Consider the following 24,669-nt stretch of genomic DNA (forward strand, 5'->3'; position numbering starts at 1 on the left):
TCTATACAAATCGAAGAATTTGTAAAATCAGCGCAGCAGCACGTCCGCGTCCGGCGGCAACGCATCCACACCCCACCAGCGCAGGTCGGCCGACTCGCTGCTGCGCACCGGGATCGCGCCCGGCGGCGCGGTGATCCGGAAGAGCAGGTCGAGGTGGCGCGTCGGCTGCCCGAGCGAGCAGGTGATGGGGTGCGCCTGGGCGCCGTAGAGCCCGGGCTCCAGGGTGAGGTCCGGGATGCTGGACTCCTCGACGGCCTCGCGCAGCGCCGCGTCGGCGACGGTCGCGTCCGGCTCCTCGCAGTGCCCGCCGAGCTGGATCCAGCGCCCGACCCGGGGATGCAGGGTGAGCAGCACCTCCCGGCCGTCGTGCGAGAAGACCACCGCGGATGCCGTCACGTGACCGGGCGCGTGCGCGCGCAGGCACCCCCGCGGCGCCGAGCCGAGGAAGGCCAGCATGGCCTCGCGCAGCGAGCGCTCCCCCGGCGCGGCCGGGGCCCACTCGGTGAGCAGCGCGGTGGCGGAGGCGTGCAGCGATTCCGCGCTCACAGCTCGACCAGGCCGTCGCCGGGCGGGCGCGGCGAGCGCGCGGTGAGCTCCTCCGCGGCGTGCCCGATGGCGATGGCGCCCAGCGGTTTCCACGCCGCGGGCAGCCCGAGCACGGCGCGGGTGGCGGCGGGGGCGAAGATGGTCGAGCCGATCCAGCAGCTGCCGAGCCCCTCGGCGGCCAGCGCGACCAGCAGCCCCTGCACCGCCGCGCCGACCGCGACGGTGAACATGGTGTCCTCGGCGGCGCGGCGGGTGGCGTCCGGGTAGTCGTGCGCGCCGTCCGGCACGCAGCACGGGATGACCACCTCGGGGGCGTCGAAGAGGATGCGGCCCCTGGCGATCCGGCGCTCCACGCGCTCCGGGTCGAGGCCGTCGCCGGTCAGGTCGGCGCGCCAGGCGGCGGCCAGCTCGGTGAGCAGCCGCTCGCGCAGCTCGGGGGTGCGCACCCAGACGAAGCGCACCGGGCGGGTGTGGTGCGGGGCGGGCGCGGTGAGCGCGACCCCGATGGCGGCGCGCACCCGCTCCGGCTCGACCGGCTCGGCGGTGAAGCTCCGCACCGAGCGGCGCAGCAGCACGGCCTCCCGGCGCCCCTTCTCGATCGCCTCGGCGGTGCCGAGCCAGAAGAGGTCCTCCTCGCCGCGGCGGATGAGGTCGGCGGCGGTGGAGCCGTCGTCGGCGACCGGGAGCCCGCGCACCACGGCCACCGGGACGCCACCGAGCTTGCCCTTCACCAGATCCGCCGCCGCGGCGAGTTCGTCCGCGACCGCGACCAGGGTCACCTGGAGCTCGTTGCCCTGGCCGTCGACGGCGCCCGCGTAGTCGTGCAGCACGCGCAGCCCGCTGGCGCCGATGGCGGCGTCGGTCTGGCCGTTGCGCCAGGCCCGGCCCATGGTGTCGGTGATCACCACCGCCACCCGGACGCCGAGCCGCTCGGCCAGGGCGCGGCGCAGGGCGGCGGCGCTGCCGTCCGGGTCGGCGGGGAGCAGCACCAGCTCGTCGCGCTCGACATTGGAGCCGTCGACGCCGGAGGCGGCCTGCACGATGCCGAGCTTGTTCTCGGTGATCAGGGTGCGGCCCTTGCGGGCGAGCACGCGCACGGCCTCCTGCGCCACCAGCGCGCGGCGCGCGGCGTCGCGCTCGTCGGGATCGCTGGGCGCGTGCGCGATCCGGCCCTCGGCCTTGGCGACGATCTTGCTGGTGACCACGAGGATGTCGCCGTCGGCGAGCCAGGGGGCCCGCTCGGCCAGGTGCGCGGCGACATCGTCACCGGGACGGAACTCGGGCAGGCCGATGATCGGCAGGATGCGCAGCTCGCCCGCGGCGTGATCGGGGAGCGGCGCGGCGGAGGCCGCGGGATCGCCCTGCGGCGCGCGGCCGCGGTCGCCCGCGGGCGCCGAGCCCGGCCGGCCGGGTGCGCGCTCCGGTTCGAGCGTCACGGCTTCACCCCCGCGAGATCCAGGGCATCCTTGACCATTTCCGCCGTCGCGGCCGGATCGGTCATGAGCAGCGGGACGCTGCGCACCTCGACGCCGTCGACCTCGGCGGAGTCGGTGCTGTGGATGAGCCAGCCGTCCAGGATGCCGGTGCCGGAGCGGGCGCCGTAGTGCCTGCCGACGGCCTCGGCGGTGGTCTCCACCCCGAGCACCGAGAGGCACTCGTCGGCCATGCCGCGCAGCGGCTTTCCGTCGATCACCGGCGAGAGCCCGATCACCGGCGCCGCGGTGGTGCGCAGCGCGCCGCGAATGCCGGGAACGGCAAGGATGGAACCGATGCTAACTACGGGGTTCGAGGGGGCCAGTAATACCGCATCGGCACCTTCTATGACTTCGATCACATTAGGTCCAGGTTTCGCCTCATCGGCCCCGATTGTGGCGAATCCATGGGTCCGGATGTTCGCGCGATAGCGAACCCACCACTCCTGGAAATGGATCGCGCGACGTTCGCCGGGGTTGTCCGCGTCGTCCACAACGACGTGGGTTTCGCAGCGATCATCGGTTGCCGGGAGAAGTTTCACCCCCGGTTGCCACCGATTGCAGAGCGCTTCGGTGACCGCTGACAGCGGATACCCGGCACGCAACATTTCACTGCGAATCAGGTGGGTGGCGATATCTCGATCACCGAGCCCGAACCAGTCCGGCTGCGCCCGATAAGCCGCCAGCTCCTCCTTCGCGTGCCAGGTCTCGCCGACCCGGCCCCAGCCGCGCTCCGTATCGATCCCGCCGCCCAGCGTGTACATGCAGGTATCCAGGTCGGGGCAGATGCGGAGGCCGTGCATCCAGACATCGTCGCCGACATTCACGATCGCCGAGATCTCGGCATCCGGCAGCAATTCCCGGACGCCCTGCAGGAAGCGCGCGCCACCGACTCCGCCGACCAGCACCGCGATCCGCCGCTCCGCGCCGGGCGCGACATCCGCTCGTTGTCCACTCACATCCGCAGAGCCTAGGCCCTGGCGCGATCGAGTACTCTCCACGGTATATTTGCTGCTCATTTGCTATTCCCCCGCGGGACCCCGCCGCTTAATGCGGTGCCGGATAGTAACGGAATAGCTTCATCGGCTTGACCACCGCTGGCACCGGCGTGTCTAATCACAAGCATGTCATTCCGGGTTCGCGCGAGAGATCAAGGCGCGAACAAGTTTTCGAACACCTGTTCGCATCGGGACGGCACGTTCGGGGATGTCCGCGGGACTACGTCGCGGGGTAGGGCCGTCGGTGGGCGCATCGGTCCGACGGAAAGAATCTTTCTGCGCTAACACACAGTGAGGAGGCGGAGCGATGGCCATTGAGCTGGACCCTTCGGGCATACCGGACGGCGTATCGCAAACCGATTCCACAGCAGGCGCAGCTCGTGGCGTCTGCGAAGACACCGGTAGTGGGCAGGACGAGGGCGGTGCCGAACCACCCCGGTTGAGCCTGATCATCACCGGCTTCGACGAGATGTTCGACTCGATCGAGGAGCAGTGGCAGGAGCGGGCGCTCTGCGCCCAGACCGATCCGGAGGCGTTCTTCCCCGAGAAGGGCGGCTCGACCCGCGAGGCGAAACGGATCTGCCTGGGCTGCGAGGTGCGCGACGAGTGCCTGGAGTACGCCCTGGCGCACGACGAGCGCTTCGGCATCTGGGGCGGGCTCTCCGAGCGGGAGCGGCGCCGGCTCAAGCGCGGCATCGTCTGACCGCCCACGCCGGCCCCGGCGCGGGAGCGTCCGGGTCCGGCGCGGGCGGCCGTGCCAGGCGACAGCCACGACGGCGGAGCGGCTAGGTTCGAGCCATGGCCCGTTCCCGTCACCGCCGCCCGCCGACCGCGAGGTCGGTGATCCGCCGCGGCCGCGGTCTGCGCGGTCCGGTGCTCCCCCCGACCGTGCCCGCGTGGCGCACCAGGGGGCAGAAGTTCGATCGGCTCGTGCTCGAGGCCTTCGCGCCGCTCGACTCGAAGTGGCACGACCGATTGACCAAACTCGACATCGCCGTCGACGATGTCCCGAAAATCCGCCCGCTGCACCCGGACTCGGTCACCTGGCCGGACGAGGTGGTGGCGGACGGCCCGGTTCCGCTCTCCCGGCTGGTGCCCGCGGGCATCGATCGGCACGGCACCGCGACCAGGGCACGGGTGGTGCTCTTCCGGAAGCCGCTGGAGTTGCGCGCGGGCGATCCGGACGATCTCGTGGATCTGCTGCGCGAGGTGCTCGTCCAGCAGATCGCCACCTATCTCGGGGTCGACCCCGATGTCATCGATCCGGCGGACGACGAGGAGGAGTAGCCCGTGGTACGCCTTTCCGCTGCCGGTGCGACGAATTACCCAGGCGTGTCTGTCCACATGACGGGGCCCGCGGGGTTACTCTCACATTCGTGATCCCCATGCGTCGCTGCGTCCGGCCCGGCTGCAAGAATCCAGCCGTCGCGACGCTGACGTTCGTCTACTCGGACTCGACCGCCGTGGTCGGGCCGCTGGCCGTGGTGGCGGAGCCGCACTCCTGGGATCTCTGTGAAACGCACGCCTCCCGGATCACCGCCCCCAAGGGCTGGGACATGGTCCGGCACGAGGGCGGCTTCAGCACCCCGGACGACGACGATCTGACCGCGCTCGCCGAGGCGGTCAGGGAGGCCGGGCTGCGGCGCAGGCCGCCGGAGCACGATCAGCGCGGGTACCGGGAGCACACGCCGCAGCCGCCGCGCCCCGGCCGCACCGGCCGCCGCGGGCACCTGCGGGTACTGCCCGACCCCCCGAACTGACCGCCGCGGCCACCGGGGGAGCCGTCGAGTCCGCGCGCCCCCGCCTACTAGGGTGTTCCCCATGACAGTGCCCCGCTCCGCCGACGCCGTGAACGCGGTGATCAAGGCCTACGACGTCCGCGGTGTCGTCGGCGAACAGATCGATGCCGCGTTCGTGCGCGAGGTCGGCGCCTCGTTCGCGCGGCTGATGCGCGGCGAGCGGGCGAACCGGGTCGTCATCGGGCACGACATGCGGGCCTCGTCACCGGAGCTCGCGGATGCCTTCGCCGACGGGGTGCGGGCGCAGGGCCTCGACGTGGTGCACATCGGGCTGGCCTCCACCGACCAGCTCTACTTCGCCAGCGGCGACCTGGACTGCCCCGGCGCCATGTTCACCGCCAGCCACAACCCGGCCCGCTACAACGGCATCAAGCTGTGCCGGGCGGGCGCCAAGCCGGTCGGGCAGGACACCGGGCTCGCCGGCATCGCGGCCGAGGTGGTCGCGGGGGTGCCGGAGTTCGAGGGGGCGCGGGGCGACGCGGTCCGCACCGACCTGCTCTCCGACTACGCCAAGTTCCTGCGCGGGCTGGTCGACCTGGACGGTTCCCGCCCGCTCACCGTCGCGGTGGACGCGGGCAACGGCATGGGCGGGCACACCGTGCCCGAGGTGCTCGGCGGGCTGCGGCAGCTGAGCATCGTGCCGCTCTACTTCGAGCTGGACGGCACCTTCCCGAACCACGAGGCCAACCCGCTCGACCCGGCCAACCTGGTGGACCTGCAGGAGCTGGTGCGGCGCAGCGGCGCCGACATCGGCCTCGCCTTCGACGGCGACGCCGACCGCTGCTTCGTGGTGGACGAGCGCGGCGAGCCGGTCTCGCCGTCGGCGATCACCGCGCTGGTCGCCGAGCGGGAGCTGGCCAAGGAGCCGGGCGCCACCATCATCCACAACCTGATCACCTCGCGGACCGTGCCGGAGCTCGTCGCCGAGCTCGGCGGCAACCCGGTGCGCACCAGGGTCGGGCACTCCTTCATCAAGCAGCAGATGGCCGAGACCGGCGCGGTCTTCGGCGGCGAGCACTCCGCGCACTACTACTTCCGCGACTTCTGGGGCGCCGACTCCGGCATGCTGGCCGCGCTGCACGTGCTGGCCGCGCTGGGCGAGCAGCAGCGCCCGGTCTCCGAGCTGATGGCCGCGTACACGAACTACGCCGCCTCCGGCGAGATCAACTCCACGGTGGCGGACGCCGCCGAGCGCACCGCGGCCGTGCTGGACGCCTTCGCCGCTCGCGCCCGGTCGGTGGACCGGCTGGACGGCGTGACCGTCGACCTGCCGGACAACGCCTGGTTCAATCTGCGCGCGTCGAATACCGAACCGCTGCTGCGGCTGAACGTCGAGGCCCGATCGGCGGCCGAAGTAGACGCACTCGTGACCGAGATCCTGAGCATCGTCCGCTCCTGACTGGAATAGTGGAATCACAGAGACCGCATTCGCCCGAGCCCTCGGTGTGGACGCCGGGGCGGCGGGTACGGACCGACCGATCACACCGCGATGAGGGGAGGTGGGACGCCCGATGATCGCTGGAACACCGGTGCTCGACCTCGACGATGCCGCGTCGATCGCAGCCGCCGACGGAGCCGGTCTGCTGCGCTCCGCCGCATCCGGCGGCGCCCAGGTGCGTGCCACCGCGGCGGCCGTCACCGAGCACGCGCTCGCCACACTGCCCAGCTCCGGCGCCCGCAGCCTGGTGATCGTGACCGGTTCCGGCCGGGCCGCGCGGGCCGCCGCGCTGCTGATCGCCGCGCTCGGGCCGCAGGCCGGGCTGCCGGTCGTCCCGGTCGCCACGCTGCCCCCCTGGGTCGGCGCGCTGGACGTGGTGCTGGTCGCCGGGGACGACGCGGGCGACCCGCGGTTGCTCGAGGCGGTGGACCGGGCCCAGCGGCGCGGCGCCGAGGTGGTGGTCGCCGCGCCGGTCGAGGGGCCGCTGGCCGCCGCGACGGGGGGCAGGGCCGCGCTGCTGGAGCCGCGGGTTCCGGTGCTCGACCACAATCGGCTGCTGCGGTACTTCGCCGCCGGGCTGGCCGTGCTGGCCGCCATCGATCCCGGCCGCGCCGGGGTCGCGGTGCCGGATCTGGACAAGCTCGCCGACATCCTGGACGCCGAGGCGCTGCGCGACGGCCCGGAGCACGAGGTCTTCCACAACCCGGCCAAGACGCTGGCCGCCCGGATGCGCCAGCATCGGGTGGTGTTCAGCGGCGACTCGCCGGCCACGGCGGCGCTCGCCGGGCACGCGGCCGAGGTGCTGCTGCAGGCGGCCGGGCAGATCGCGACGGCGGTGAACCTGGCCGAGGCGGTGGCCGCGCAGCCGCGGCTGGTCGCGGTGGCCGCCACCGCCGCGCCCGACTTCGACCCGCTCTTCCACGACGAGGAGCTGGACGGCCCGGCCCCGGTGGAGCGGGTGCGGATCTTCGTGCTCAGCGCCGACGCCGACCAGGCGGCGGCGGGCAGGCGGATCGCGCGCTTCGGCGGCGACGGCGCGGGCCCGGTCGACGCCGAGCTGGTGAACGCCGAGGTGGATCTGCTGCACAGCGGGCTCACCGACCCGGCCGCGCCGGCCACCCCGCCCGCCGACGCCGCGCCGTCGCCCGGCCGCGGCGGCGAGGTGGAGCAGCTGGCGGTGCTGGCGCTGCGGCTGGAGATGGCCGCGGCCTACCTCGGGCTGCTCGCCGCTCCCGGCGGCGGCGCGCCGGACCGGTACGACGGGGGACGCTTCTAGTGCACGAACTGGTGGGTGCGCTGCGCTCGTACGCCTGGGGGTCGCGCACCGCGCTCGCGGAGCTGTGCGGCAGGCCGGTGCCCTCGGCGCACCCGGAGGCCGAGCTGTGGTTCGGCGCGCACCCGGCCGACCCCGCGCACGTCGTGCTCGACGGCGCGGGCACGCGCTCCCTGCTCGACCTGGTAGCCGCCGATCCGGCGCGCGAACTCGGCTGGGCCGCGGCGCCGTTCGACGGCACGCTGCCCTTCCTGCTCAAGCTGCTCGCGGCCGAGGAGCCGCTCTCGCTGCAGGCGCACCCGAGCCGGGAGCAGGCGCGGGCGGGCTTCCGCCGGGAGAACGCCGCCGAGGTGGCGCTGGACTCGCCGCTGCGCAACTACCGGGACGACAACCACAAGCCGGAGCTGGTGGTCGCGCTGGAGCGGTTCGAGGCGCTGGCCGGGTTCCGCGAGCCGGCCCGCACCGTCGAGCTGCTGCGCGCGCTCGACGTCGGCGAGCTGGCGCACTACGCGGAGCTGCTCGCCGCGCAGCCGGACGCCTCCGGGCTGCGCATGCTCTTCACCACCTGGATCACGCTGCCGCACGGCGCGCTCGCCGGGCTGCTCCCCGCGGTGCTCGACGGCTGCGTGCGCTACCTCTCCGGCACCGGGCCGCGGCCGTTCGCCGCCGAGGCCAAGACCGCGCTGGAGCTGGCCGAGGCGTACCCGGGCGACGGCGGGGTGCTGGCCGCGCTGCTGCTGAACCGGATCACGCTGGAGCCGGGCCAGGGGCTCTTCCTCGCCGCCGGGAATCTGCACGCCTACCTGCGCGGGCTGGCCGTGGAGATCATGGCGAACTCGGACAATGTGCTGCGCGGCGGCCTCACCCCCAAGCACGTGGACGTTCCGGAGCTGCTGCGGGTGCTCGACTTCGAGCCGATCGAGCTGCCGGTGGTGCTGCCGGAGCCGGCGGGCGACGGCTCGGTGCGCTACCGCACCCCGGCGCCGGAGTTCGCGCTGCGCCGCTTCGACCTCACCGAGGGCGCCGCGCACGTGCCGCTCACGCACGCCGGGCCCGGCATCGTGCTCTGCACCGCGGGGCGGGTGCGGCTGCACGACCACACCGGCGCGCCGATCACCCTGGAGCGCGGCGGCGCGGCCTGGGTCTCCGCCGCCGACATCGACATTCGGGCGCAGGCGCTGGACGGCCCCGCCCAGGTGTTCTGCGCCTGCGTCGGCAGCACCGCGGGGCTCCGGGTCCCGGTCCGCCCGGAGGAGCGGGCGGGGCTGGCCTAGTCTGATCTCCGCGCGCAGCGCACCCGTGCCGGAGCGGCGCGGGTATCGCGGAGGGAAGGGGCCACGATGTCGGCTGGTGGTGGCAGGAAGGCGATCATCGCCGCGTTGGCGGCGAACGCGGGCATCGCCGTGGCGAAGTTCATCGGCGCGGCGATCACGGGATCGGCCTCCATGCTGGCGGAGGGCGTGCACTCGGTCGCCGACACGGCGAACCAGGGGCTGCTGCTGCTCGGGCAGAAGCGCGCCGCGCAGGAGGCCGACCGGCTGCACCCGTTCGGCTACGGCCGCAACCGGTACTTCTATTCGTTCGTCGTCGCGCTGGTGCTCTTCACGCTCGGCTCGGTGTACGCGATCTACGAGGGCATCCACAAGGTGCAGCACCCGGAGGAGCTGAACTCGCCGATCGTGGCGATCGTGATCCTGGTGATCGCGATCGCGCTGGAGTCCTTCAGCTTCCGCACCGCGATCAAGGAGTCCAGGCCGCTCAAGGGCTCGGCCAGCTGGTGGCGGTTCATCCGGAACTCGCGCAGCCCGGAGCTGCCGGTGGTGCTGCTGGAGGACACCGGCGCGCTGATCGGCCTTCTCTTCGCCTTCGCCGGCGTCGGGCTCACGGTGCTCACCGACGACCCGATCTGGGACGGCATCGGCACCCTCTTCATCGGCGCGCTGCTCGGCGTGATCGCCATCGTGCTCATCATCGAGATGCAGAGCCTGCTGATCGGCGAGGGCGCGACCCCGGAGGAGGACAGGGCGATCCGCGCCGGGCTGGTCGACGGCGAGCGCATCGACCGGGTGATCCACCTCAAGACCCAGTACCTGGGCCCGGAGGAGCTGCTGGTGGCGGCGAAGATCGCGATCACCCCCGGGCTGGACATCGAGGCCATCGCGGCCGCCATCGACGCGGCCGAGCAGCGGGTGCGGGCCGCGGTGCCCGCGGCCAGGGTGATCTACCTGGAGCCGGATCTCTACCGGACGCCCGCCCCCGCCTGATCGCCGAGCAGCGTGAGCGGGTCGGTATCGATGCCGAACCGCTCGCGCAGCGCGTGGCCCGCGGCGTGCATGCCGGACATCCCGTGCACGCCCGGGCCGGGCGGGGTCGAGGACGAGCAGAGGTACACCCCGGGCAGCGGGGTGCGGTACGGGTTCCAGCGCGGCGCCGGCCGGAAGGCGGTCTGCCACAGGTTCATCGCGCCCGCCGAGATGTCGCCGCCGATGTAGTTGGCATTGTGCGCGGGCAGCTGCGCGGCGGTGTAGACGTGCTTGTCCAGGATCAGGTCGCGGAAGCCGGGGGCGAAGCGGGAGACCTGGGCGATGATGTCCTCGCTGACGTCCCTGGTCGAGCCGTGCGGCACGTGCGCGTAGGTGTAGAAGGTGTGCTTGCCGGCGGGGGCGCGGGTGTCGTCCACCACGCCCGGCTGGATGGCGAGCACGTACGGGCGGGGGGCGTGGCGGCCCGCCGCGACCGCCTGCTCGGCCGCCATGGCCTCGGCCCTGGTCCCGACGACGTGCAGGGTGCCGGCGCGGTCGCAGCCCTCGGCCTGCCACGGCACCGGCCCGGAGAGCGCGAAATCCACCTTGCAGGCGGCGCCGCCGTAGCGGAAGCGGCGCAGCGTGGCGGCGTAGCGCTCGGGCAGCTCGGTGGTGGCGATCCGGAGCAGCTCGGCGGGGGCGGTGTCGAGCAGCACCGCCTTGGCGTCCGGGAAGTCGTGCAGCGAGTCGACCCGGTGGCCGGTGATCACCCGGCCGCCGAGCCGCTCCAGCTCGGCGATCATGGCGTTCGGGATGGCCTGGCTGCCGCCGCGCGGGATCACCCAGCCGCCCGCGTGCGCCAGCGTGCCGAGCAGCAGCGCCGCGCCGACCGCGGGCAGCTTGCGCGGCGGGGTGATGGCGTGCGTGGCGATACCGGTGAGCAGCGCGGGCGCCGCCGCCTCCCGGAACCGCACATTCCAGGCCGGGCTGCCCTGCTCCAGCATGCGCAGCCCGAAGCGGATCGTGGTGGCCCTGGCGATGGGCAGGTGCCGCATATCCGACATGGCCAGCTCGACCACCTCGGGCCAGCGCTCGACCAGCGGGGCGAAGAGGCGGCGCCAGGCCGGGCCGTCGGCCCCGAGCCCGGCCACCGTGCGGTCCAGGTCGCGCCAGGCCACCCCGGCGATGCCGCCGTCCAGCGGGTGCGCGTAGGAGACCTCGGGGGCGAGCAGCTCGACGCCGTGCGCGGCCAGGTCGAAGGCCTGGAAGAAGGGCGCGGCGAGCGCCATGGGGTGGGCGCCCGCGCAGACGTCGTGGTGGAAGCCGGGGAGCGTCAGCTCGGCGGTGCGGGAGCCGCCGCCCGCCGCCTCGTACGCCTCGTAGACATCGACCGAGAGTCCGGCCCTGGCCAGCACAACGGCGGCAGCGAGCCCGTTGGGCCCGGAGCCGACGACAACAACATCCGCCATAACTGAACGCTACCCACCACGCGGCCACACAACCCCGGACGTGCGGAAGGGAACCCCGCGGACGGGTTCCCTTCCGCGGGCCCTCAGGCCGTGACCAGCTTCTTCTCGGTGGAGGACGCCGGTGCCTGCTCGGCGGCGTCACCGTGCTCGTCGTCCAGCATGGTCCGCTCGTCGAAGGGGATCCTGCGGTCGAGCACCTCGCCCACCCTGACCTTGTCGATGGTGCCGGTCCAGGTGCCGATCAGCACGGTGGCGACGGCATTGCCGGAGAAGTTGGTGAGCGCCCGCGCCTCGGACATGAAGCGGTCGATGCCGACGATCAGCCCGACGCCGTCGAGCAGGTCGGGGCGGTGGCTCTGCAACCCGCCGGCCAGCGTCGCCAGCCCGGCGCCGGTGACCCCGGCCGCGCCCTTGGAGGCGACGATCATGAAGACCAGCAGCCCGAGCTGCTCGGCCAGGGTGAGCGGCTGGCCCATGGCGTCGGCGATGAAGATCGAGGCCATGGTCAGGTAGATGGCGGTGCCGTCCAGGTTGAAGGAGTAGCCGGTGGGCACGACCACGCCGACGGTGGTGCGCTCGACGCCGAGGTGGTCCAGCTTGGCGATCAGCCGCGGCAGCGCCGACTCCGAGGACGAGGTGGCCACGATGAGCAGGTACTCGCGGGCCAGGTAGCGGCAGAGCTTGAAGATGCTCACCCGGGAGACGCTCCACATCAGCACCCCGAGGATGCCGAAGACGAAGACCAGGCAGGTGAGGTAGAAGGCGATCATCAGGGTGCCGAGCTGCAGCACCGCGTCCAGCCCGGTGCGGCCGACCACGTTGGCGATGGCGCCGAAGGCGCCGATGGGGGCCAGCCACAGGATCATCGAGAGAATCCGGAAGACCAGCTTCTGGATGACGCCGATGCCGCGCAGCACCGGCTCGCCCGCGCTGCCCATGGCCTGCACCGCGAACCCGACCAGCAGCGCCACGAAGAGCGCCTGCAGCACGCTGCCGCCGGTGAGCGCGGAGAGCAGGCTGGTCGGGATGATGCCCTGGACGAACTCGACGGTGCCGCCGCCGGCGTGCGCCTGGTCGGCGTACTGCGCGCCCGCCCCGGCGTCCTGGCCGAGGTTCATGCCGCTGCCCGGGTCGAGCAGGTTGCCGACCACGAGGCCGATGCCGAGCGCCACCGTGGACATGGCGAGGAAGTAGCCGATGGCGAGCCCGCCGACCTTGCCGACGGTGGCCGCCTTCCGCACCGAGCCGATGCCGAGCACGATGGTGCAGAAGATGACCGGCGCGATCATCATCTTGATCAGGTTCACGAACATGGTGCCGAGCGGGCCGAGCGCCTTGCCCAGGTCCGGCGCGAGCCAGCCGACCAGGATGCCGCCGACGACCGCGATGATGACCGCGATGTAGAGCCAGTGCGTGCGGTCCCGGCGGGCCGGTGGGCCGTCCGTCGCCGGGACCGCGGGATGCGTGGTGTCGCTCATTGCCGATGTTCCTTCTGGTCGATGCCCCCGCGATGACGACCGATGCCGCCCGTGTGCTCAGGATGTTCCCCGCCAGTGACATGGGTCACTGTTTGGTGCATTACGTTCAGGTGGTGCGGTTCTACGGCGGACAACAACGAACCAAAGGAAACAGAAGCGGCTTCACCCTGGCCGGGCAGGCCTTCGTGCTGCAGCTCGCGGTGGTCGCGCTGATCGTGGCGGCGGGCGCGGTGCTCGCCGTGGTGGACGCCAGGCACGACAGCGACTCCGCCACCGCGCAGGAGGTGGTGGACGTCGCGGTGAGCCTGGCCCGCTCCCCCGGGCTGGTCGAGGCGGTGCGCTCGGAGAACCCGACGCTGCTGCTGCAGCCGGTCACCGAGCGCATCCGGCGCGAGACCGGAATGGACTTCATCGTGGTCATGGCGCCGAACCGGACCCGCTACACGCACACCGACCCGGAGCGGATCGGCCAGCCCTTCACCGGCACCATCGACCGCGCGCTGGCCGGGCAGACCTTCACCGAGACCTTCACCGGGACGCTCGGCCCCTCCATCCGCGCGGTCACGCCGGTGTACGACGGCGGCACCGTGGTCGCGCTGGTCTCGGCCGGGGTCACCAGGGCGCGGATCGGCGACGAGGTGGGCGCGCAGCTGAGCTCGATCCTGGCGGTCGCCATCGCCGGGCTGGCCACCGCGGCGGGCGGCTCCTTCCTGATCGGGCGCAGGCTGCGCAGGCAGACGCACGGCCTCGCCCCCGCCGAGCTGCGCGCCATGTACGAGCACCACGACGCGGTGCTGCACTCGGTGCACGAGGGGCTGGTGGTCTTCGACGCCGACGGCCGCGCCGACGTGGTGAACGACGAGGCGCGGCGGCTGCTCGACCTCCCCGCGGGGCCGGTCCGCCGCGACGACCTCCCGATCTCGCTGCGCCGCACCGGAAGCGGCGAGGTGCGCGACGAGACGCACGTCACCGAGGACCGGGTGCTGCTGGTCAACCAGGACGTGGTCACCTGGGAGGGCCGCCCGATCGGCACCGTCATGACCATCCGCGACCACACCGAACTGCGCACCGTGCTCGGCGAACTCGACTCGGTGCGCAACTTCGCGGAGTCGCTGCGCGCGCAGGCGCACGAGTCGGCGAATCGGCTGCACACCGTGGTCACCATGGTCGAACTCGGCCGCTACCGGGAGGCGGTGGAGTTCGCCACCGCCGAGCTGGAGCTCTCGCAGGCGCTGGTGGACCGGATGCTCACGGCCGTCGGCGATCCCGCGCTGGCCGCGCTGCTGCTCGGCAAGGTGAACCAGGCGGCGGAGCGCTCGGTGGAGCTGACGGTGAGCGACGAGACCGCGCTGGAGACGGTGCGGCCGCTCTCCGCGCACGAGGGGGTCACGCTCGTCGGCAACCTGGTGGACAATGCCATCGACGCGGCCGCCGCCTCCGCCGACCGCTGGGTGGAGGTGACGGTCGGGCGGCACGACGAGGCACTGGAGGTCCGGGTGGCGGACAGCGGCCCCGGCATGTCGGCGGAGCTCTTCGCGCGGGCCGCCGAGCGCGGGTACACCACCAAGAGCGACCACCACGGCATCGGTCTGGCCCTGGTGCATCGGGTGGTCTCGCGGCACGGTGGCACAATCCGGACCGACCGGGTACCCGAGAGCGCCGTGGTGGTGACGATTCCGCGAAAGGACGAGCCGGAGTGATCAGAGTTCTGATCGTCGAGGACGAACCGCTCATCGCCGAGGCGCACCGCGCCTACGTCGAGCGGCTCGCCGGGTTCACCGCCGTCCGGGTCGCGCACACCGCGCGCGAGGGGATGCGGGCCGTCGCCGAGGCGTCGGCGAACGACGCCCCCATCGACCTGGTGCTGATGGACATCGGGCTCCCCGACGCCAGCGGCCTCGACCTCGCCACCGCCATGGCCGGGCTGACCCCGCGCCCCGACGTCATCGCCATCACCTCGGCCCGCGACCTCACCATGGTGCGCACCGCCGTGGCCTCCGGCGTGGTCCTCTACCTGTTGAAACCTTTCACTTTCGCCGCCTTCCGGGACAAGCTGGAGCGCTACCGCGAATTCCGGCACGCCCTCCCCGAGGGGCAATCCGCCGCCACCCAGCAGGAGATCGACCGCGCCTTCGGCATCCTCCGCACCAGCGACCAGCGCGCCACCACCCCCAAGGGCTTCGCCCCCCAGACGCTGCGGGAGATCTCCGAGGCGGTCCGGACCACCCCCCAGGGCGTGACCGCCACCGAGACAGCCGCCACGGTTGGCGTCTCCCGGATCACGGCGTGGCGCTACCTCGAGAAGCTGGCCGACGACGGCCTGGTCGACCGCAAGTCCGACTACGGCCGCGCGGGCCGCCCCAAGAGCCGCTACATCTGGAAGGCGTGACCGTCAGACGTCGGTGCTGAACCGGATGCCGCCGTCGGGGATGACGACGCCCGGCCACACCCGAGCCCCGCGCAGCAGCTCACACCGGGCGCCCACGTGCGCGCCGTCGCCGATGACGCCGTCGCGGACGAGGGCACGCGGGCCGATGCGGGCGCCGAAGCCGATGATGGTGCGCTCGACGGTGGCCCCGGCCTCGATGACGGCGCCGTCGAAGACGATGGCGCCGTCCAGCCGGGCCCCGGCCCCGATCTCGGCGCCGCGGCCGACCACCGTGCCGCCGATGAGCAGCGCCCCCGGCGCGACCCCGGCCCCGGGATGCACCAGAGACTCTCCGCGCTGCCCCGGGAGGGCGGGCGAGGGCGCGATGCCGCGCACGAGGTCGGCGGAGCCGCGCACGAAGTCCTCCGGCGTGCCCATGTCCCGCCAGTACGACGAGTCGACGTGCCCCTGCACCCGCGCCCCCTCGGCGAGCAGCGCGGGGAAGACCTCGCGCTCGACCGAGACCGGCCGCCCCTCCGGGATCTTCTCGATGTACTCGCGCCGGAACACGTAGCACCCGGCATTGATCTGATCGGTCGGCGGATCCTGGGTCTTCTCCAGGAACGCCTGCACCCGGCCGTCGGCATCGGTGGGCACGCAGCCGAAGGCGCGCGGGTCGCTCACCCGGACCAGGTGCAGCGTGACGTCGGCGCCGGTGGTGTGGTGCGTGTCGAGCACCTCGCCCAGGTCGGTGCCGCCGAGCACGTCGCCGTTGAACACCATGACGGTGTCGGCGCGCAGCTTGGGCAGCACGTTCCTGATGCCGCCACCGGTGCCGAGCGGCTCGTTCTCGAAGACGTACTCGATCTCCAGCCCGAGCTCGGAGCCGTCGCCGAAGTGCTCCTCGAAGACCTCGGCCTTGAACGAGGTGCCGAGCACCACGTGCGTGATGCCGGCCGCCTTGATCCGGGCGAGCAGGTGCGTCAGGAACGGCAGCCCGGCCGTCGGCAGCATCGGCTTGGGCGCGGAGAGCGTCAGCGGCCGCAGCCGGGTGCCCTTTCCGCCGACCAGGATGACCGCGTCGGTACCTTCGTTGCCTGCCATCAGCTCCCCTGTCGAGAGTTCCTAGCGCTCGCGGCCTTGCGCGCGCAGCGCAGATCGAACCGCAATCCGGGAGCGGACCGCAAGTCCGGCGCGCAGGGCGAGCCGCAACGGCAGCTGCCACCAGTGCGGATGCCGGTCCGCCTGGAAGCGGTAGGCGCTGGCGTGGTGCGCGGGCAGCATGAGCTCGGGGTGCTTGCCCGCGGCGTGGCCCTTGGCATGCGTGACCTCGGCGGACGGCACGAAGACGTTGTGCCACCCGGCCTGGCCCATGCGGTCGCCGAAGTCGACGTCCTCCATGTACATGAAGTAGCGGGAGTCGAAGCCGGAGATGCTGTCGAAGGCGGCGCGCCGGACCAGCAGGCAGGAGCCGGAGAGCCAGCCGACGGTGCGCTCGGAGATCTCCTCGTTCTCCTGGCGGTACCGGCGGGTCCAGGGATTGCCCGGCCAGACGGCGCCGAGGATGGCGTGGCCCGCGCCGTCGGCGAGCCCGGGGACCCGGCGCGCGGAGGGGTAGACGCTGCCGTCCGGCTCGCGCACCATCGGCCCGAGCGCGCCCGCCCGCGGCCAGCGCTGCGCGGCGGCGAGCAGCTCGTCGATGGCGCCGGTGCCCCAGCGGATGTCCGGGTTGGCGATCACCACGAACTCGACCGAGGGGTCGATCTGGGCGACGGCCATGTTGATGGCGCCGCCGTAGCCGATATTGCCGCCGGTGCGGAGCAGCCGGACATGCGAGTTCGCCTCGGCGGCGAGTTCGGGGGCGCCGTCGGTGGAGCCGTTGTCGGCCAGGATGACCTGGGGCTTCTCCTCGGTCGCGGTGGCGAGGGTGGTGACGAAGTGCTCGAGGTGCTCGCCCGGTGAATAGGTCACCGTGACGACCACGAGCCCACCGGGGGCAGCGGATTCGGTTGCGCTCACGGCGGCCCAGCCTAGTCGCCGGTGCCCGCGGCCGCGCCCGCCCCGGCCCGCGCGAGCGCCGCGTGCAGCGCGACCTGCCATTCCCGCAGCGGAGTGAGCCGCGCCTCGGCCCAGGACCGGTTGCCGAGCACCGAATAGGCCGGGCGCCGAGCGGGTCTGGGGAAGGCGGCGGTATCCACCGGCCGCACCCGCTCCGGGTCGGCGCCCGCGGCGGCGAAGACCGCGCGGGCCAGCTCGTACCAGCTGGCCTGCCCGGCATTGGTGGCGTGCAGCAGCCGCGGCGCCTCCGGGCGCGCCGCCAGCTCCAGCAGCCCGGCGGCCAGGTCGGCGGCGAAAGTCGGGCTGCCGACCTGGTCGGCCACGACGTCGACGGTGTCGCGCTCGCGCTCCAGCCGGAGCATGGTGCTCACGAAGTCGGCGCCGCCGGCCGAGTACACCCAGGCGGTGCGGACCACGTGCGCCCGCGCGGCGCTCGCCAGCACGGCCCGCTCGCCCGCCAGCTTGGAGCGGCCGTAGACGGTGACCGGGTCGGGGGCGTCGGTGGTGTCGTACGGCACGGTGTCGCCGGAGGCCGAGCGGGTACCAGAGAACACGTAGTCGGTCGAGAGATGAACCAGCCTCGCCCCCGCACGGGCGCAGGCCGCGGCGAGCACCTCCGGTCCGGTGCCATTGGCCGCGAAGGCGGCCTCGGCGTCGGTCTCGGCGGCGTCCACCGCGGTGTAGGCGGCGCAGTTCAGCACGACGGCACCCGGCTCCAGCGCGGCCCGCACCGCGTCCGGATCCCGGATGTCCAGCTCGTGCCTGCTGTACCCGCGCGCGTGCGGGGCGAGCCGGAGCAGCTCGCGCCCGACCTGCCCGCTCGCCCCGGTCACGATCAGGGGGGTGCGGGCGGTGGCGGCTGCTTCCGTCGCGTCGGTCACGGCCGCCAGTCTGGCACGCCGGGCGGGCGTGGTTCGGCGGCGTCCCGGTCGCGGTTGGTTAGCCTGAGGTCTCTGACCGGGGCGCGAACGGCCGAGGCGCGGGGCGGGTCCGCCGTACGGGAGACTGCAGGTGGACGAGCACTGTGCTCGATTCGCAGAGAGGACGCACAGGTGCCGCAGCGCGGGTACGACGACCAGGAACCGGGCCGCGACCGGCGCGCACCCCGGCAGCGCACCCCGCGGCCCGGCTCCGAGCGGCGGCCGTGGCCGGAGCGGCAGCCACGCAACGAGCGCCGGACGCGCTCGGAGCGGCCCGAGCGAAAGCCGCGGGCGGAGCGGTCCGAGCGGCGGCGCAAGCCGGTCCAGCCGCCGGCGCCCGTCGTCGAGGAGAAGCCGCGGCCCGCCATCTTCGGCCCGGTGCGGGTGCTGGTGGCGCTGGTCGCGGTGGCCACCTTCGCGGTCACCGGCTACGGCTGGCACGGCGTCGACGCCCTGGTCTCCGATATCGAGCGGATCGACGACCTCTCGCTGGGCGGCGGCCGGGACGGCGCGGTCGACATTCTGCTGGTCGGGGTGGACAGCCGCACCGACGCGCACGGCGACCCGCTCTCCGACGACGAGCGCGCCATGCTGCACGCCGGCGACGAGGTGGGCACCAATACCGACACCATCGTGCTGATCCGGGTGCCGAACGACGGCAGCTCGGCGACCGCGATCTCGATCCCGCGCGATTCCTACGTCGACATCCCCGGCTTCGGCAAGGGCAAGATCAACTCGGCGTACGGCGCGACCAAGGAGACCGAGCGGCTGAAGCTGCTGAACCAGGGCGTCTCCGAGGCGGCCGCCGAGGAGCGCTCCACCCAGGCCGGGCGCAAGGCGCTGATCTCCTCGGTCGCCAACCTCACCGGCATCAGCGTCGACCACTACGCCGAGGTGAGCCTGCTCGGCTTCGTGCTGCTCACCGACGCGGTCGGCGGCGTCGACGTCTGCCTGACCAGTGCCGTCGACGAGTGGATGTCCGGCGCCGACTTCCCGGCGGGGCAGCAGAAGCTGAACGGCCCGCAGGCGCTCAGCTTCGTCCGGCAGCGGCACGACCTGCCGCGCGGCGACCTGGATCGGATCGTGCGCCAGCAGGTCTTCATGGCGCAGCTGGTGAGCCAGGTGCTGAGCGCGGGCACGCTCGGCAATCCGGGGCGGTTGCAGCAGCTCAGCGATGCCGTCGGCCGCACCGTGGTGCTGGACGAGGACTGGGACGTGCTCGCCTTCCTGCGCCAGCTGCGCGACCTCTCGGCCGGGCAGGTGCGGTTCGAGACCATCCCGGTGGCCGATCTGAACGGCACCACCGCGTACGGGGAGGCGGTGGTGAAGGTCGAGCCCAAGGCGGTGAAGAAGTACGTGGCCTCGCTCGTCGGCGAGCAGGGCGCGGGCGAGCCCGCGGTGCTGCCCTCCGCGGTCACGGTCGACGTCTACAACTCCTCCGGGGTGGCCGGGCTGGCCGGGCAGGTCTCGGAGGCGTTGACCGGCAAGGGGTTCCGCTCCGGCGCGATCGGCAACTGGACCGGGGAGACGGCGCTCGCCAGCGCGGTGGTCGCCGCCGACGAGGAGGACCCGAAGGCCGCGGCGGTGGCGGAGGCGCTCGGCGGGCTGCCGGTGCGCGCCGACGCGACGGTGCTGCCCGGTGCCGTCGGCGTGGTGCTGGCGAGCGACTATTCTGGTCCCGGCTCGTCCGCGGCCGGGGTGTTCGACTTCTCCGAGACGGCGGCCGCCACCGCGACGCCCGTCCCACCCGCCCCTCCGATCGCCGCAGGGAACACCGGACCGAAATGCGTGAATTGATGCGAGACGCCCTGACGCTCACCGAAGCCCTGCTCGACCCGGTGCTGGCCCGCGAGCCCGCCGCGCCGAGGGTCACCTGGTACGACGACGCCACCGGCGCCAGGATCGAGCTCTCCGGGCTGACGCTGGCCAACTGGGCGGCCAAGACCGCCAACCTGATTCGCGACGAGTTCGGCCTCGCGCCGGGCGCGCGGGTCGCGGTGCTGCTGCCCGCGCACTGGCAGACCGCGGCGGTGCTGCTCGGTTGCTGGTGGGCCGGGGTCGAGGTGGTGCTGCGCCCGGATCCGGACGCCGACCTGGCGCTGGTGACCGCGGCCCGGATCGACGAGGCCGGCGGCGTGCCCGAGGTGGCCGCGCTCTCGCTGGACGCGCTCGGCGCGCCGGTGCGCGACCTGCCGGTCGGGATCACCGATTTCGCCACCTCCGTGCGGGTGCACGGCGACCAGTTCCTGCCCGGCGGGCTCGGCACCGCGCTGGACGGGCTGACCGTCGCCGAGGTGCTGGCCGAGGCGCGCGGCTCCGCGCGCAGGCAGGGCTTCGCCGAGGGCGACCGGGTGCTCTCCAGTACGCCGTGGGGCACGCCCGCCGAGCTCATCGACGGTTTCCTCGCGGTGCTCGCCGCGGGGGCGTCGCTGGTGCAGGTGGTGAACCCGGACCCCGCGCAGCTCGAGCGGCGGGCCGAGGCCGAGCGGGTCACCGCCCGGCGCTGAGAGGCGTTCTCCGACCCCGGTAGGAGAACCGGCTCCGCCCCGGGCACGTTCCGCGCGCGGCCGGGTTCTCGTACGGTGGTGTTCACCACATCGAGGTGATTGCGAGGTCGCACCATGAAGCCCCAGTACTGGTTCCGGTGGCTGTCCGATCACGGGTTGCCGCGCTACGCGGTGCGCGCCGCCGCGAAGCAGGGCGACCGGTTCGCCGAGCTGATCGGCAGCCCCGCCGGGGTCAGCGACCCATATCAGCTGATCGAGCGGATGCGTGGCGACGGCCCGCTGCAGCGCACCCGGATCGCCTGGGCCAGCTTCGACCACGAGGTGGTGCGCGGCATCCTGCGCGACAGCCGGTTCGGCGTGCGCGACCCCGCGGGCGTCGCCACGCCGCGCGGGCTGCGCTGGATCACCGACGCGGCGCACGTGCCGGCCAATCCGGTGGAGCCGCCCTCCATGCTGGTGATCGACCCGCCGGAGCACACCCGCATGCGCAAGCCGGTGGCCTCGGCCTTCACTCCGCGCGCCGTGCGCAAGCTGGGCGAACGAGTGGAGACGGTGACCGTCGAGCTGTTGGACGGGCTGCCGGACGACGGCCGCGTCGACCTGATCGAGGGCTTCGCCTCCCGGGTGCCGATCGCCATCATCTCCGAGATGCTCGGCTTCCCCGACGCCGACCAGGACCGCTTCCTGCAGTGGGGCGACACCATGACGCCGCTGCTCGACATCGGCATCTCCTGGCGGGACTACCGGACCGCGCTCCGGGCCATGACGGTCATGGACGGCTACCTCTCCGAGCACATCGGCCGGCTCCGCGCCGAGCCCGGCGACGACATCCTGAGCACCCTGGTGAGCACGGGCGACCTGGACGACTACGCGCTCGCCGCCACCGCCAGCCTGCTCATGGGCGCCGGCTTCGAGACCACGGTGAACCTCATCGGCAACGGCGTGGTGCAGCTGGCGAAGCACCCCGAGCAGCTGGCCAGGCTGCGCGCCGAGCCGGAGCTGTGGCCGAACGCCATCGAGGAGATCCTGCGCATCGACCCGCCGGTGCAGACCACCGCGCGCACCGCGCTGGAGGACGTCGAGGTCGCCGGGGTGCGGCTGCCCGCTGGCTCCACCGTCGTGGTCTCGCTGGCCGGCGCCAACCGCGACCCGGCGGTCTTCACCGACCCGGACCGCTTCGACGTCGGCCGGGAGAACGCGCGCGAGCACCTGACCTTCAGCAACGGCATCCACGTCTGCCTCGGCGCCAGCCTGGCCCGGATGGAGGGCGTCTTCGCGCTGCGCTCGCTCTTCGAGCGCTTCCCCGACCTCGCGCTGGACGGCGCGCTCCAGCACCGGCAGCTCTTCACCCTGCACGGGTACCGGGCGCTGCCGGTGCGGCTGGGCAGGCGCGCGCCGCGCGCGGTGCCGCAGCCGGTCAGCTGAAGCCGACGGCCTGCGGCCCCCACGCGGTGTGCAGGTGGCCGTCCGGGTCGTCGACCATGCGGTCGATGGCGTCGATGAGCAGCGTCGGCCTGGTCTCCGGGCGGTAGGGCGGCCAGTGCTTGGAGCCGTCCAGGGCAGTGGGCACGCCGTGCTCGGCGAAGGCCGCCCAGCGCCGCATCATCCGGCCGGAGACCGCCAGCGCCGCGCGCCTGCCGCCGAGCCAGAAGGTCGGGTCGTGGTCGAAGGTGCCGAAATTGCCGAAGAGGTACGGCAGTTCGGTGGCGTGGCCCGCGCCGACCCGGGCCGCGCGCAGCATCGGGGTGGCGTGGTCGAAGCGGTAGACGAAGGTCGGCGAGTGCTGCGCGTGGCCGTCCGCCACCCAGCGCGCCGGCATCCGGAAGGCGGCGTCGGTGGAGATGGCGAGCGCGCCGCGCGCGGTCGCGATATCCGGGTAGGCGGCGGTGATCTCGGCCAGCCGCTCGGGGCCGAGCCCGGGGTGCGAGGCGGAGATATCGCGGAGCATGGCGTTCACCGCGTCCGGCGTCACCGGCATGATCGGCGAGCGGAAGAGCCGGAAGAGCGATGCCTCGTCCTTGTTGCTGCCGATCACCAGCGGCACCCGCAGCGATTCCCCGCTCGCGAAGCGCTCCACCGGGTAGCCGGGCAGCAGCTCGCCGTCGACCACCGGTGCGGCGGCCAGCCTGCCCGGCTCGGCCACCGGCACCTCGTCGAAGAGCACCCCCGCCACCTGGGCGAGCCGCTGGATGGGCAGCTCGGTGAGCTCGGCGGCGCGCTGCGCGGGTAGCTCGAGCAGGTCGAGGAAGCGGTGCGCCACCTTGGCCGCGCGCTCCTGCCCGAAGACCGTGGTGGCGGGCGGGCTCTGCGCGATGGCCTTGTGGAACAGCCCCTCCGCGCGCGGCGCGGTGAGCAGCGCGGTGACGCAGCCGCCGCCGGAGGACTCGCCGAAGAGCGTGACATTGCCCGGGTCGCCGCCGAACTCGGCGATGTTCTCCCGCACCCACTCCAGCGCGGCGATCTGGTCGTGCAGCCCCAGGTTCGGCACGAAGCCGGCGCCGAGCGCGGAGAGGTCGAGGAAGCCGAGCACGCCGACCCGGTAGTTCACCGTGACCACCACGACGTCGCCGGACTCGGCCAGCCTGCGGCCGTCGTAGATCTCCTGGGCGGCGGTGCCGAGGCAGTACGCGCCGCCGTGCAGCCAGACCATCACCGGGCGCGGCTCGGCGTCCCGGCGCGGGTGCCCCGGCGCGAAGACATTCAGCCAGAGGCAGTCCTCGCCCATGCGCAGCCCGCCCGCGACCGGGACCATGGTGCCCATGGTCTGCGGCGCCACATCGCCGACGGTGGTGCAGGGGCGCTCCCCCGCCCACGGCTCGGGCGGGCGCGGTGCGCGGAAGCGGTCGGGGCCGGTCACCGGTGCGCCGTAGGGGATGCCGCGCCACACCGCCACCGATCCGGAGGTGGTGCCGCGGACCAGGCCGTGGCTCGTGCGGACGACGGGCTCGGCGGGCGGATGGTCGCTGGCGTCGACGGCGGCCGCGTACTCCCGGCCGGTCTCGATCTCCATTGTCATGCTCTGTACCTCCTGACCTGCGCCGATCACCGAAAAGGCATGATCGTCCCTTCGAGGGTACGTCCGGAGGGGAGTTCCAAACGGTTACTCGCGCCACCCGTTACCCTTGCGCTATGCCGAGTTACCAGTTCCGCTGCCGCAGCTGCGGGGACACCTTCGAGGTCTCGCGCCCGATGGCGCGCTCCGGCGATCCGGCCGACTGCCCGGCCGGGCACGCCGATACGGTCAAGCTGCTCACCACCTTCGGGACCGTCGGCGCGCCGAGCGCGGCCGCGCCGATGCCCGCCGCGCCCAGTGGTGGCGGGTGCTGCGGCGGCGGGTGCTGCCGGTAGCGGGTCAGGAGTTCTTGTCGCGGTCCAGGTGGCCGAGATCACGGCCGGGGGCGACCCGGTCGCGCACCCGCTGCTTGAGCTGCGCCACGTCGGGGAAGCCGCCGTCGGCCTTGCGCTCCCAGATCTGCTCGGCGTCCACCGTGATCCGGAAGACGCCGCCGGTGCCCGGTACCAGCGCGACCTCGTCCAGGTCGGTGCCGAAGGTGTTCAGCAGCTCCTGCGCCATCCAGGCCGCGCGCAGCAGCCAGCGGCACTGGGTGCAGTATTCGATCGCCACACGCGCCATGCGGGCCGACGCTACCCGACCACGCCGTCCAGGTAGTGCCAGGCGCCGTCCACCCGCTCGAAGCGGCTGACCTCGCGCAGCACGTGGCTGCCTGCCGGATCGCGGTGGTGCGCCGCGAACTCCACCACGCCGTCCGGGTCGAAGGGGCCGCCGCGCTCGGTGCGCAGGATCTCCAGGAAGCGCCAGCGGATCTCCGGGTCGAGGTCGATCGAGTCCGGCCGGGTGCGCGGATGCCAGGAGCGCAGCAGGTAGCCGCTGTCGCCGACGGCGAAGGCGGTGTAGCGGGAGCGCATGAGCGCCTCCGCGGTCGCGGCCTTGCGTTCGCCCGCCAGCAGCGGGCCGCAGCACTCGTCGTAGGGTTCGCCGCGCCCGCACGGGCATCGCACCGCCATGCCGGTCATCGTCGCACGGCGAAGCCTCACGACCGCGCGGGCAGGTCCGGCGCCTCGTGCCCGCGCGGGGCACG

The 24,669-nt window shown here is 73.2% G+C and carries 24 protein-coding genes; 13 read left to right on the top strand and 11 right to left on the bottom strand.

Annotated elements, in window-relative coordinates; all coding sequences use genetic code 11:
* Positions 1-27: 27 nt before the first annotated feature.
* Genes AB0H71_RS26550 through cofD form a run of 3 tightly spaced genes read right to left on the bottom strand, consistent with a single transcriptional unit; the run spans position 28 to position 3,037 of the window.
* Positions 28-546: an NUDIX domain-containing protein gene (locus AB0H71_RS26550; protein ID WP_357026157.1), complete on the bottom strand. Its 519-nt coding sequence runs from the start codon at positions 544-546 to the stop codon at positions 28-30.
* Positions 543-1,982 (bottom strand): coenzyme F420-0:L-glutamate ligase, encoded by a 1,440-nt coding sequence (locus AB0H71_RS26555; protein ID WP_357026159.1) that lies wholly within the window; start codon positions 1,980-1,982, stop codon positions 543-545. Before AB0H71_RS26555 ends, AB0H71_RS26550 begins: the two co-directional genes overlap by 4 nt.
* Positions 1,979-3,037, bottom strand: coding sequence for a 2-phospho-L-lactate transferase (cofD, locus tag AB0H71_RS26560; protein ID WP_357026161.1), 1,059 nt, complete (start codon positions 3,035-3,037; stop codon positions 1,979-1,981). Before cofD ends, AB0H71_RS26555 begins: the two co-directional genes overlap by 4 nt.
* 448 nt (positions 3,038-3,485) lie before the next feature.
* Between cofD and AB0H71_RS26565 the strand changes: the two genes are divergently transcribed.
* The 7 genes from AB0H71_RS26565 (at position 3,486) to AB0H71_RS26595 (ending at position 9,790) form a co-directional block, all read left to right on the top strand.
* Positions 3,486-3,719, top strand: a complete 234-nt coding sequence (locus AB0H71_RS26565) for a WhiB family transcriptional regulator (protein WP_157103768.1) — start codon at positions 3,486-3,488, stop codon at positions 3,717-3,719.
* A 95-nt stretch (positions 3,720-3,814) separates the two neighbouring features.
* Positions 3,815-4,303, top strand: a complete 489-nt coding sequence (locus AB0H71_RS26570; protein ID WP_357026163.1) for a metallopeptidase family protein — start codon at positions 3,815-3,817, stop codon at positions 4,301-4,303.
* Between the two features lie 98 nt (positions 4,304-4,401).
* Positions 4,402-4,776, top strand: coding sequence for a DUF3499 domain-containing protein (locus AB0H71_RS26575; RefSeq protein ID WP_357026353.1), 375 nt, complete (start codon positions 4,402-4,404; stop codon positions 4,774-4,776).
* A gap of 67 nt (positions 4,777-4,843) precedes the next feature.
* The gene (locus tag AB0H71_RS26580; protein WP_357026355.1) at positions 4,844-6,214 is read left to right on the top strand and encodes a phosphomannomutase/phosphoglucomutase; all 1,371 of its coding nucleotides are present in this window, start codon (positions 4,844-4,846) and stop codon (positions 6,212-6,214) included.
* A gap of 112 nt (positions 6,215-6,326) precedes the next feature.
* Entirely contained in the window at positions 6,327-7,529 is a 1,203-nt protein-coding gene (locus AB0H71_RS26585) for a tobH protein (protein ID WP_357026165.1), read from the top strand.
* A complete protein-coding gene (manA, locus tag AB0H71_RS26590) occupies positions 7,529-8,800 on the top strand; it encodes a mannose-6-phosphate isomerase, class I (protein ID WP_357026167.1) in 1,272 nt (423 codons plus the stop codon). Before AB0H71_RS26585 ends, manA begins: the two co-directional genes overlap by 1 nt.
* A gap of 66 nt (positions 8,801-8,866) precedes the next feature.
* Positions 8,867-9,790 (top strand): cation diffusion facilitator family transporter, encoded by a 924-nt coding sequence (locus tag AB0H71_RS26595; RefSeq protein WP_357026169.1) that lies wholly within the window; start codon positions 8,867-8,869, stop codon positions 9,788-9,790.
* Here the strand turns inward: AB0H71_RS26595 and AB0H71_RS26600 are convergent.
* Together AB0H71_RS26600 and AB0H71_RS26605 are read right to left on the bottom strand one after the other, a co-directional pair.
* Positions 9,766-11,238 (bottom strand): NAD(P)/FAD-dependent oxidoreductase, encoded by a 1,473-nt coding sequence (locus tag AB0H71_RS26600; RefSeq protein ID WP_357026171.1) that lies wholly within the window; start codon positions 11,236-11,238, stop codon positions 9,766-9,768. The two genes, AB0H71_RS26595 and AB0H71_RS26600, sit on opposite strands and share 25 nt — an antisense overlap.
* An 83-nt stretch (positions 11,239-11,321) precedes the next feature.
* The gene (locus AB0H71_RS26605) at positions 11,322-12,716 is read right to left on the bottom strand and encodes a cation:dicarboxylase symporter family transporter (RefSeq protein WP_357026173.1); all 1,395 of its coding nucleotides are present in this window, start codon (positions 12,714-12,716) and stop codon (positions 11,322-11,324) included.
* A 113-nt stretch (positions 12,717-12,829) separates the two neighbouring features.
* On the opposite strand from AB0H71_RS26605, the gene AB0H71_RS26610 reads away from it, so the two are divergent.
* Positions 12,830-14,416: a sensor histidine kinase gene (locus AB0H71_RS26610; protein ID WP_357026357.1), complete on the top strand. Its 1,587-nt coding sequence runs from the start codon at positions 12,830-12,832 to the stop codon at positions 14,414-14,416.
* Positions 14,413-15,105 carry a response regulator gene (locus AB0H71_RS26615; RefSeq protein WP_357026175.1) on the top strand — a complete coding sequence of 231 codons (693 nt, stop codon included), beginning with the start codon at positions 14,413-14,415 and terminating at the stop codon, positions 15,103-15,105. Before AB0H71_RS26610 ends, AB0H71_RS26615 begins: the two co-directional genes overlap by 4 nt.
* Positions 15,106-15,108: 3 nt before the next feature.
* Here AB0H71_RS26615 and AB0H71_RS26620 read toward each other — a convergent pair whose 3' ends face one another.
* Genes AB0H71_RS26620 through rfbD form a run of 3 tightly spaced genes read right to left on the bottom strand, consistent with a single transcriptional unit; the run spans position 15,109 to position 18,023 of the window.
* On the bottom strand, positions 15,109-16,188 hold the full coding sequence (locus AB0H71_RS26620) for an NDP-sugar synthase (protein WP_357026177.1): 1,080 nt from the start codon (positions 16,186-16,188) through the stop codon (positions 15,109-15,111).
* Between the two features lie 21 nt (positions 16,189-16,209).
* On the bottom strand, positions 16,210-17,103 hold the full coding sequence (locus AB0H71_RS26625) for a glycosyltransferase family 2 protein (protein ID WP_357026179.1): 894 nt from the start codon (positions 17,101-17,103) through the stop codon (positions 16,210-16,212).
* Between the two features lie 11 nt (positions 17,104-17,114).
* Positions 17,115-18,023, bottom strand: coding sequence for a dTDP-4-dehydrorhamnose reductase (rfbD, locus tag AB0H71_RS26630; RefSeq protein WP_357026181.1), 909 nt, complete (start codon positions 18,021-18,023; stop codon positions 17,115-17,117).
* Positions 18,024-18,428: 405 nt separating this feature from the next.
* Between rfbD and AB0H71_RS26635 the strand changes: the two genes are divergently transcribed.
* From AB0H71_RS26635 to AB0H71_RS26645, 3 genes are all read left to right on the top strand, one after another.
* Complete coding sequence (locus AB0H71_RS26635) at positions 18,429-19,859, top strand: LCP family protein (protein ID WP_357026359.1); 1,431 nt, start codon at positions 18,429-18,431, stop codon at positions 19,857-19,859.
* Positions 19,859-20,569 (top strand): TIGR03089 family protein, encoded by a 711-nt coding sequence (locus AB0H71_RS26640; protein WP_357026182.1) that lies wholly within the window; start codon positions 19,859-19,861, stop codon positions 20,567-20,569. Before AB0H71_RS26635 ends, AB0H71_RS26640 begins: the two co-directional genes overlap by 1 nt.
* A gap of 114 nt (positions 20,570-20,683) precedes the next feature.
* Positions 20,684-21,994 (top strand): cytochrome P450, encoded by a 1,311-nt coding sequence (locus AB0H71_RS26645; protein ID WP_357026184.1) that lies wholly within the window; start codon positions 20,684-20,686, stop codon positions 21,992-21,994.
* Here AB0H71_RS26645 and AB0H71_RS26650 read toward each other — a convergent pair.
* Complete coding sequence (locus AB0H71_RS26650) at positions 21,987-23,579, bottom strand: carboxylesterase/lipase family protein (RefSeq protein WP_357026361.1); 1,593 nt, start codon at positions 23,577-23,579, stop codon at positions 21,987-21,989. The genes AB0H71_RS26645 and AB0H71_RS26650 overlap by 8 nt on opposite strands.
* 119 nt (positions 23,580-23,698) lie before the next feature.
* Between AB0H71_RS26650 and AB0H71_RS26655 the strand changes: the two genes are divergently transcribed.
* A complete protein-coding gene (locus AB0H71_RS26655; protein WP_357026186.1) occupies positions 23,699-23,917 on the top strand; it encodes a zinc ribbon domain-containing protein in 219 nt (72 codons plus the stop codon).
* 4 nt (positions 23,918-23,921) lie between these two features.
* Here the strand turns inward: AB0H71_RS26655 and AB0H71_RS26660 are convergent, their stop codons facing one another.
* Positions 23,922-24,203 carry a SelT/SelW/SelH family protein gene (locus tag AB0H71_RS26660; RefSeq protein ID WP_357026188.1) on the bottom strand — a complete coding sequence of 94 codons (282 nt, stop codon included), beginning with the start codon at positions 24,201-24,203 and terminating at the stop codon, positions 23,922-23,924.
* Positions 24,204-24,214: 11 nt separating this feature from the next.
* A complete protein-coding gene (locus AB0H71_RS26665; RefSeq protein ID WP_357026189.1) occupies positions 24,215-24,595 on the bottom strand; it encodes a YchJ family metal-binding protein in 381 nt (126 codons plus the stop codon).
* Positions 24,596-24,669 lie beyond the last annotated feature (74 nt).

The sequence above is a fragment of the Nocardia sp. NPDC050697 genome (assembly GCF_040654395.1).
In the GTDB taxonomy this organism is placed as follows: domain Bacteria; phylum Actinomycetota; class Actinomycetes; order Mycobacteriales; family Mycobacteriaceae; genus Nocardia.

Bases quoted from the DNA above. Each gene is read 5' to 3' on its own strand.
- AB0H71_RS26565 (WP_157103768.1), top strand. From the start codon at position 3,486: ATGTTCGACTCGATCGAGGAGCAGTGGCAGGAGCGGGCGCTCTGCGCC.
- AB0H71_RS26645 (WP_357026184.1), top strand. From the start codon at position 20,684: ATGAAGCCCCAGTACTGGTTCCGGTGGCTGTCCGATCACGGGTTGCCG.
- AB0H71_RS26605 (WP_357026173.1), bottom strand. From the start codon at position 12,716: ATGAGCGACACCACGCATCCCGCGGTCCCGGCGACGGACGGCCCACCG.
- AB0H71_RS26660 (WP_357026188.1), bottom strand. From the start codon at position 24,203: ATGGCGCGTGTGGCGATCGAATACTGCACCCAGTGCCGCTGGCTGCTG.
- AB0H71_RS26575 (WP_357026353.1), top strand. From the start codon at position 4,402: ATGCGTCGCTGCGTCCGGCCCGGCTGCAAGAATCCAGCCGTCGCGACG.
- AB0H71_RS26595 (WP_357026169.1), top strand. From the start codon at position 8,867: ATGTCGGCTGGTGGTGGCAGGAAGGCGATCATCGCCGCGTTGGCGGCG.
- AB0H71_RS26600 (WP_357026171.1), bottom strand. From the start codon at position 11,238: ATGGCGGATGTTGTTGTCGTCGGCTCCGGGCCCAACGGGCTCGCTGCC.
- AB0H71_RS26570 (WP_357026163.1), top strand. From the start codon at position 3,815: ATGGCCCGTTCCCGTCACCGCCGCCCGCCGACCGCGAGGTCGGTGATC.
- AB0H71_RS26650 (WP_357026361.1), bottom strand. From the start codon at position 23,579: ATGGAGATCGAGACCGGCCGGGAGTACGCGGCCGCCGTCGACGCCAGC.
- AB0H71_RS26665 (WP_357026189.1), bottom strand. From the start codon at position 24,595: ATGGCGGTGCGATGCCCGTGCGGGCGCGGCGAACCCTACGACGAGTGC.
- AB0H71_RS26620 (WP_357026177.1), bottom strand. From the start codon at position 16,188: ATGGCAGGCAACGAAGGTACCGACGCGGTCATCCTGGTCGGCGGAAAG.
- cofD (WP_357026161.1), bottom strand. From the start codon at position 3,037: ATGAGCAGCAAATATACCGTGGAGAGTACTCGATCGCGCCAGGGCCTA.
- AB0H71_RS26585 (WP_357026165.1), top strand. From the start codon at position 6,327: ATGATCGCTGGAACACCGGTGCTCGACCTCGACGATGCCGCGTCGATC.
- AB0H71_RS26640 (WP_357026182.1), top strand. From the start codon at position 19,859: ATGCGAGACGCCCTGACGCTCACCGAAGCCCTGCTCGACCCGGTGCTG.
- AB0H71_RS26655 (WP_357026186.1), top strand. From the start codon at position 23,699: ATGCCGAGTTACCAGTTCCGCTGCCGCAGCTGCGGGGACACCTTCGAG.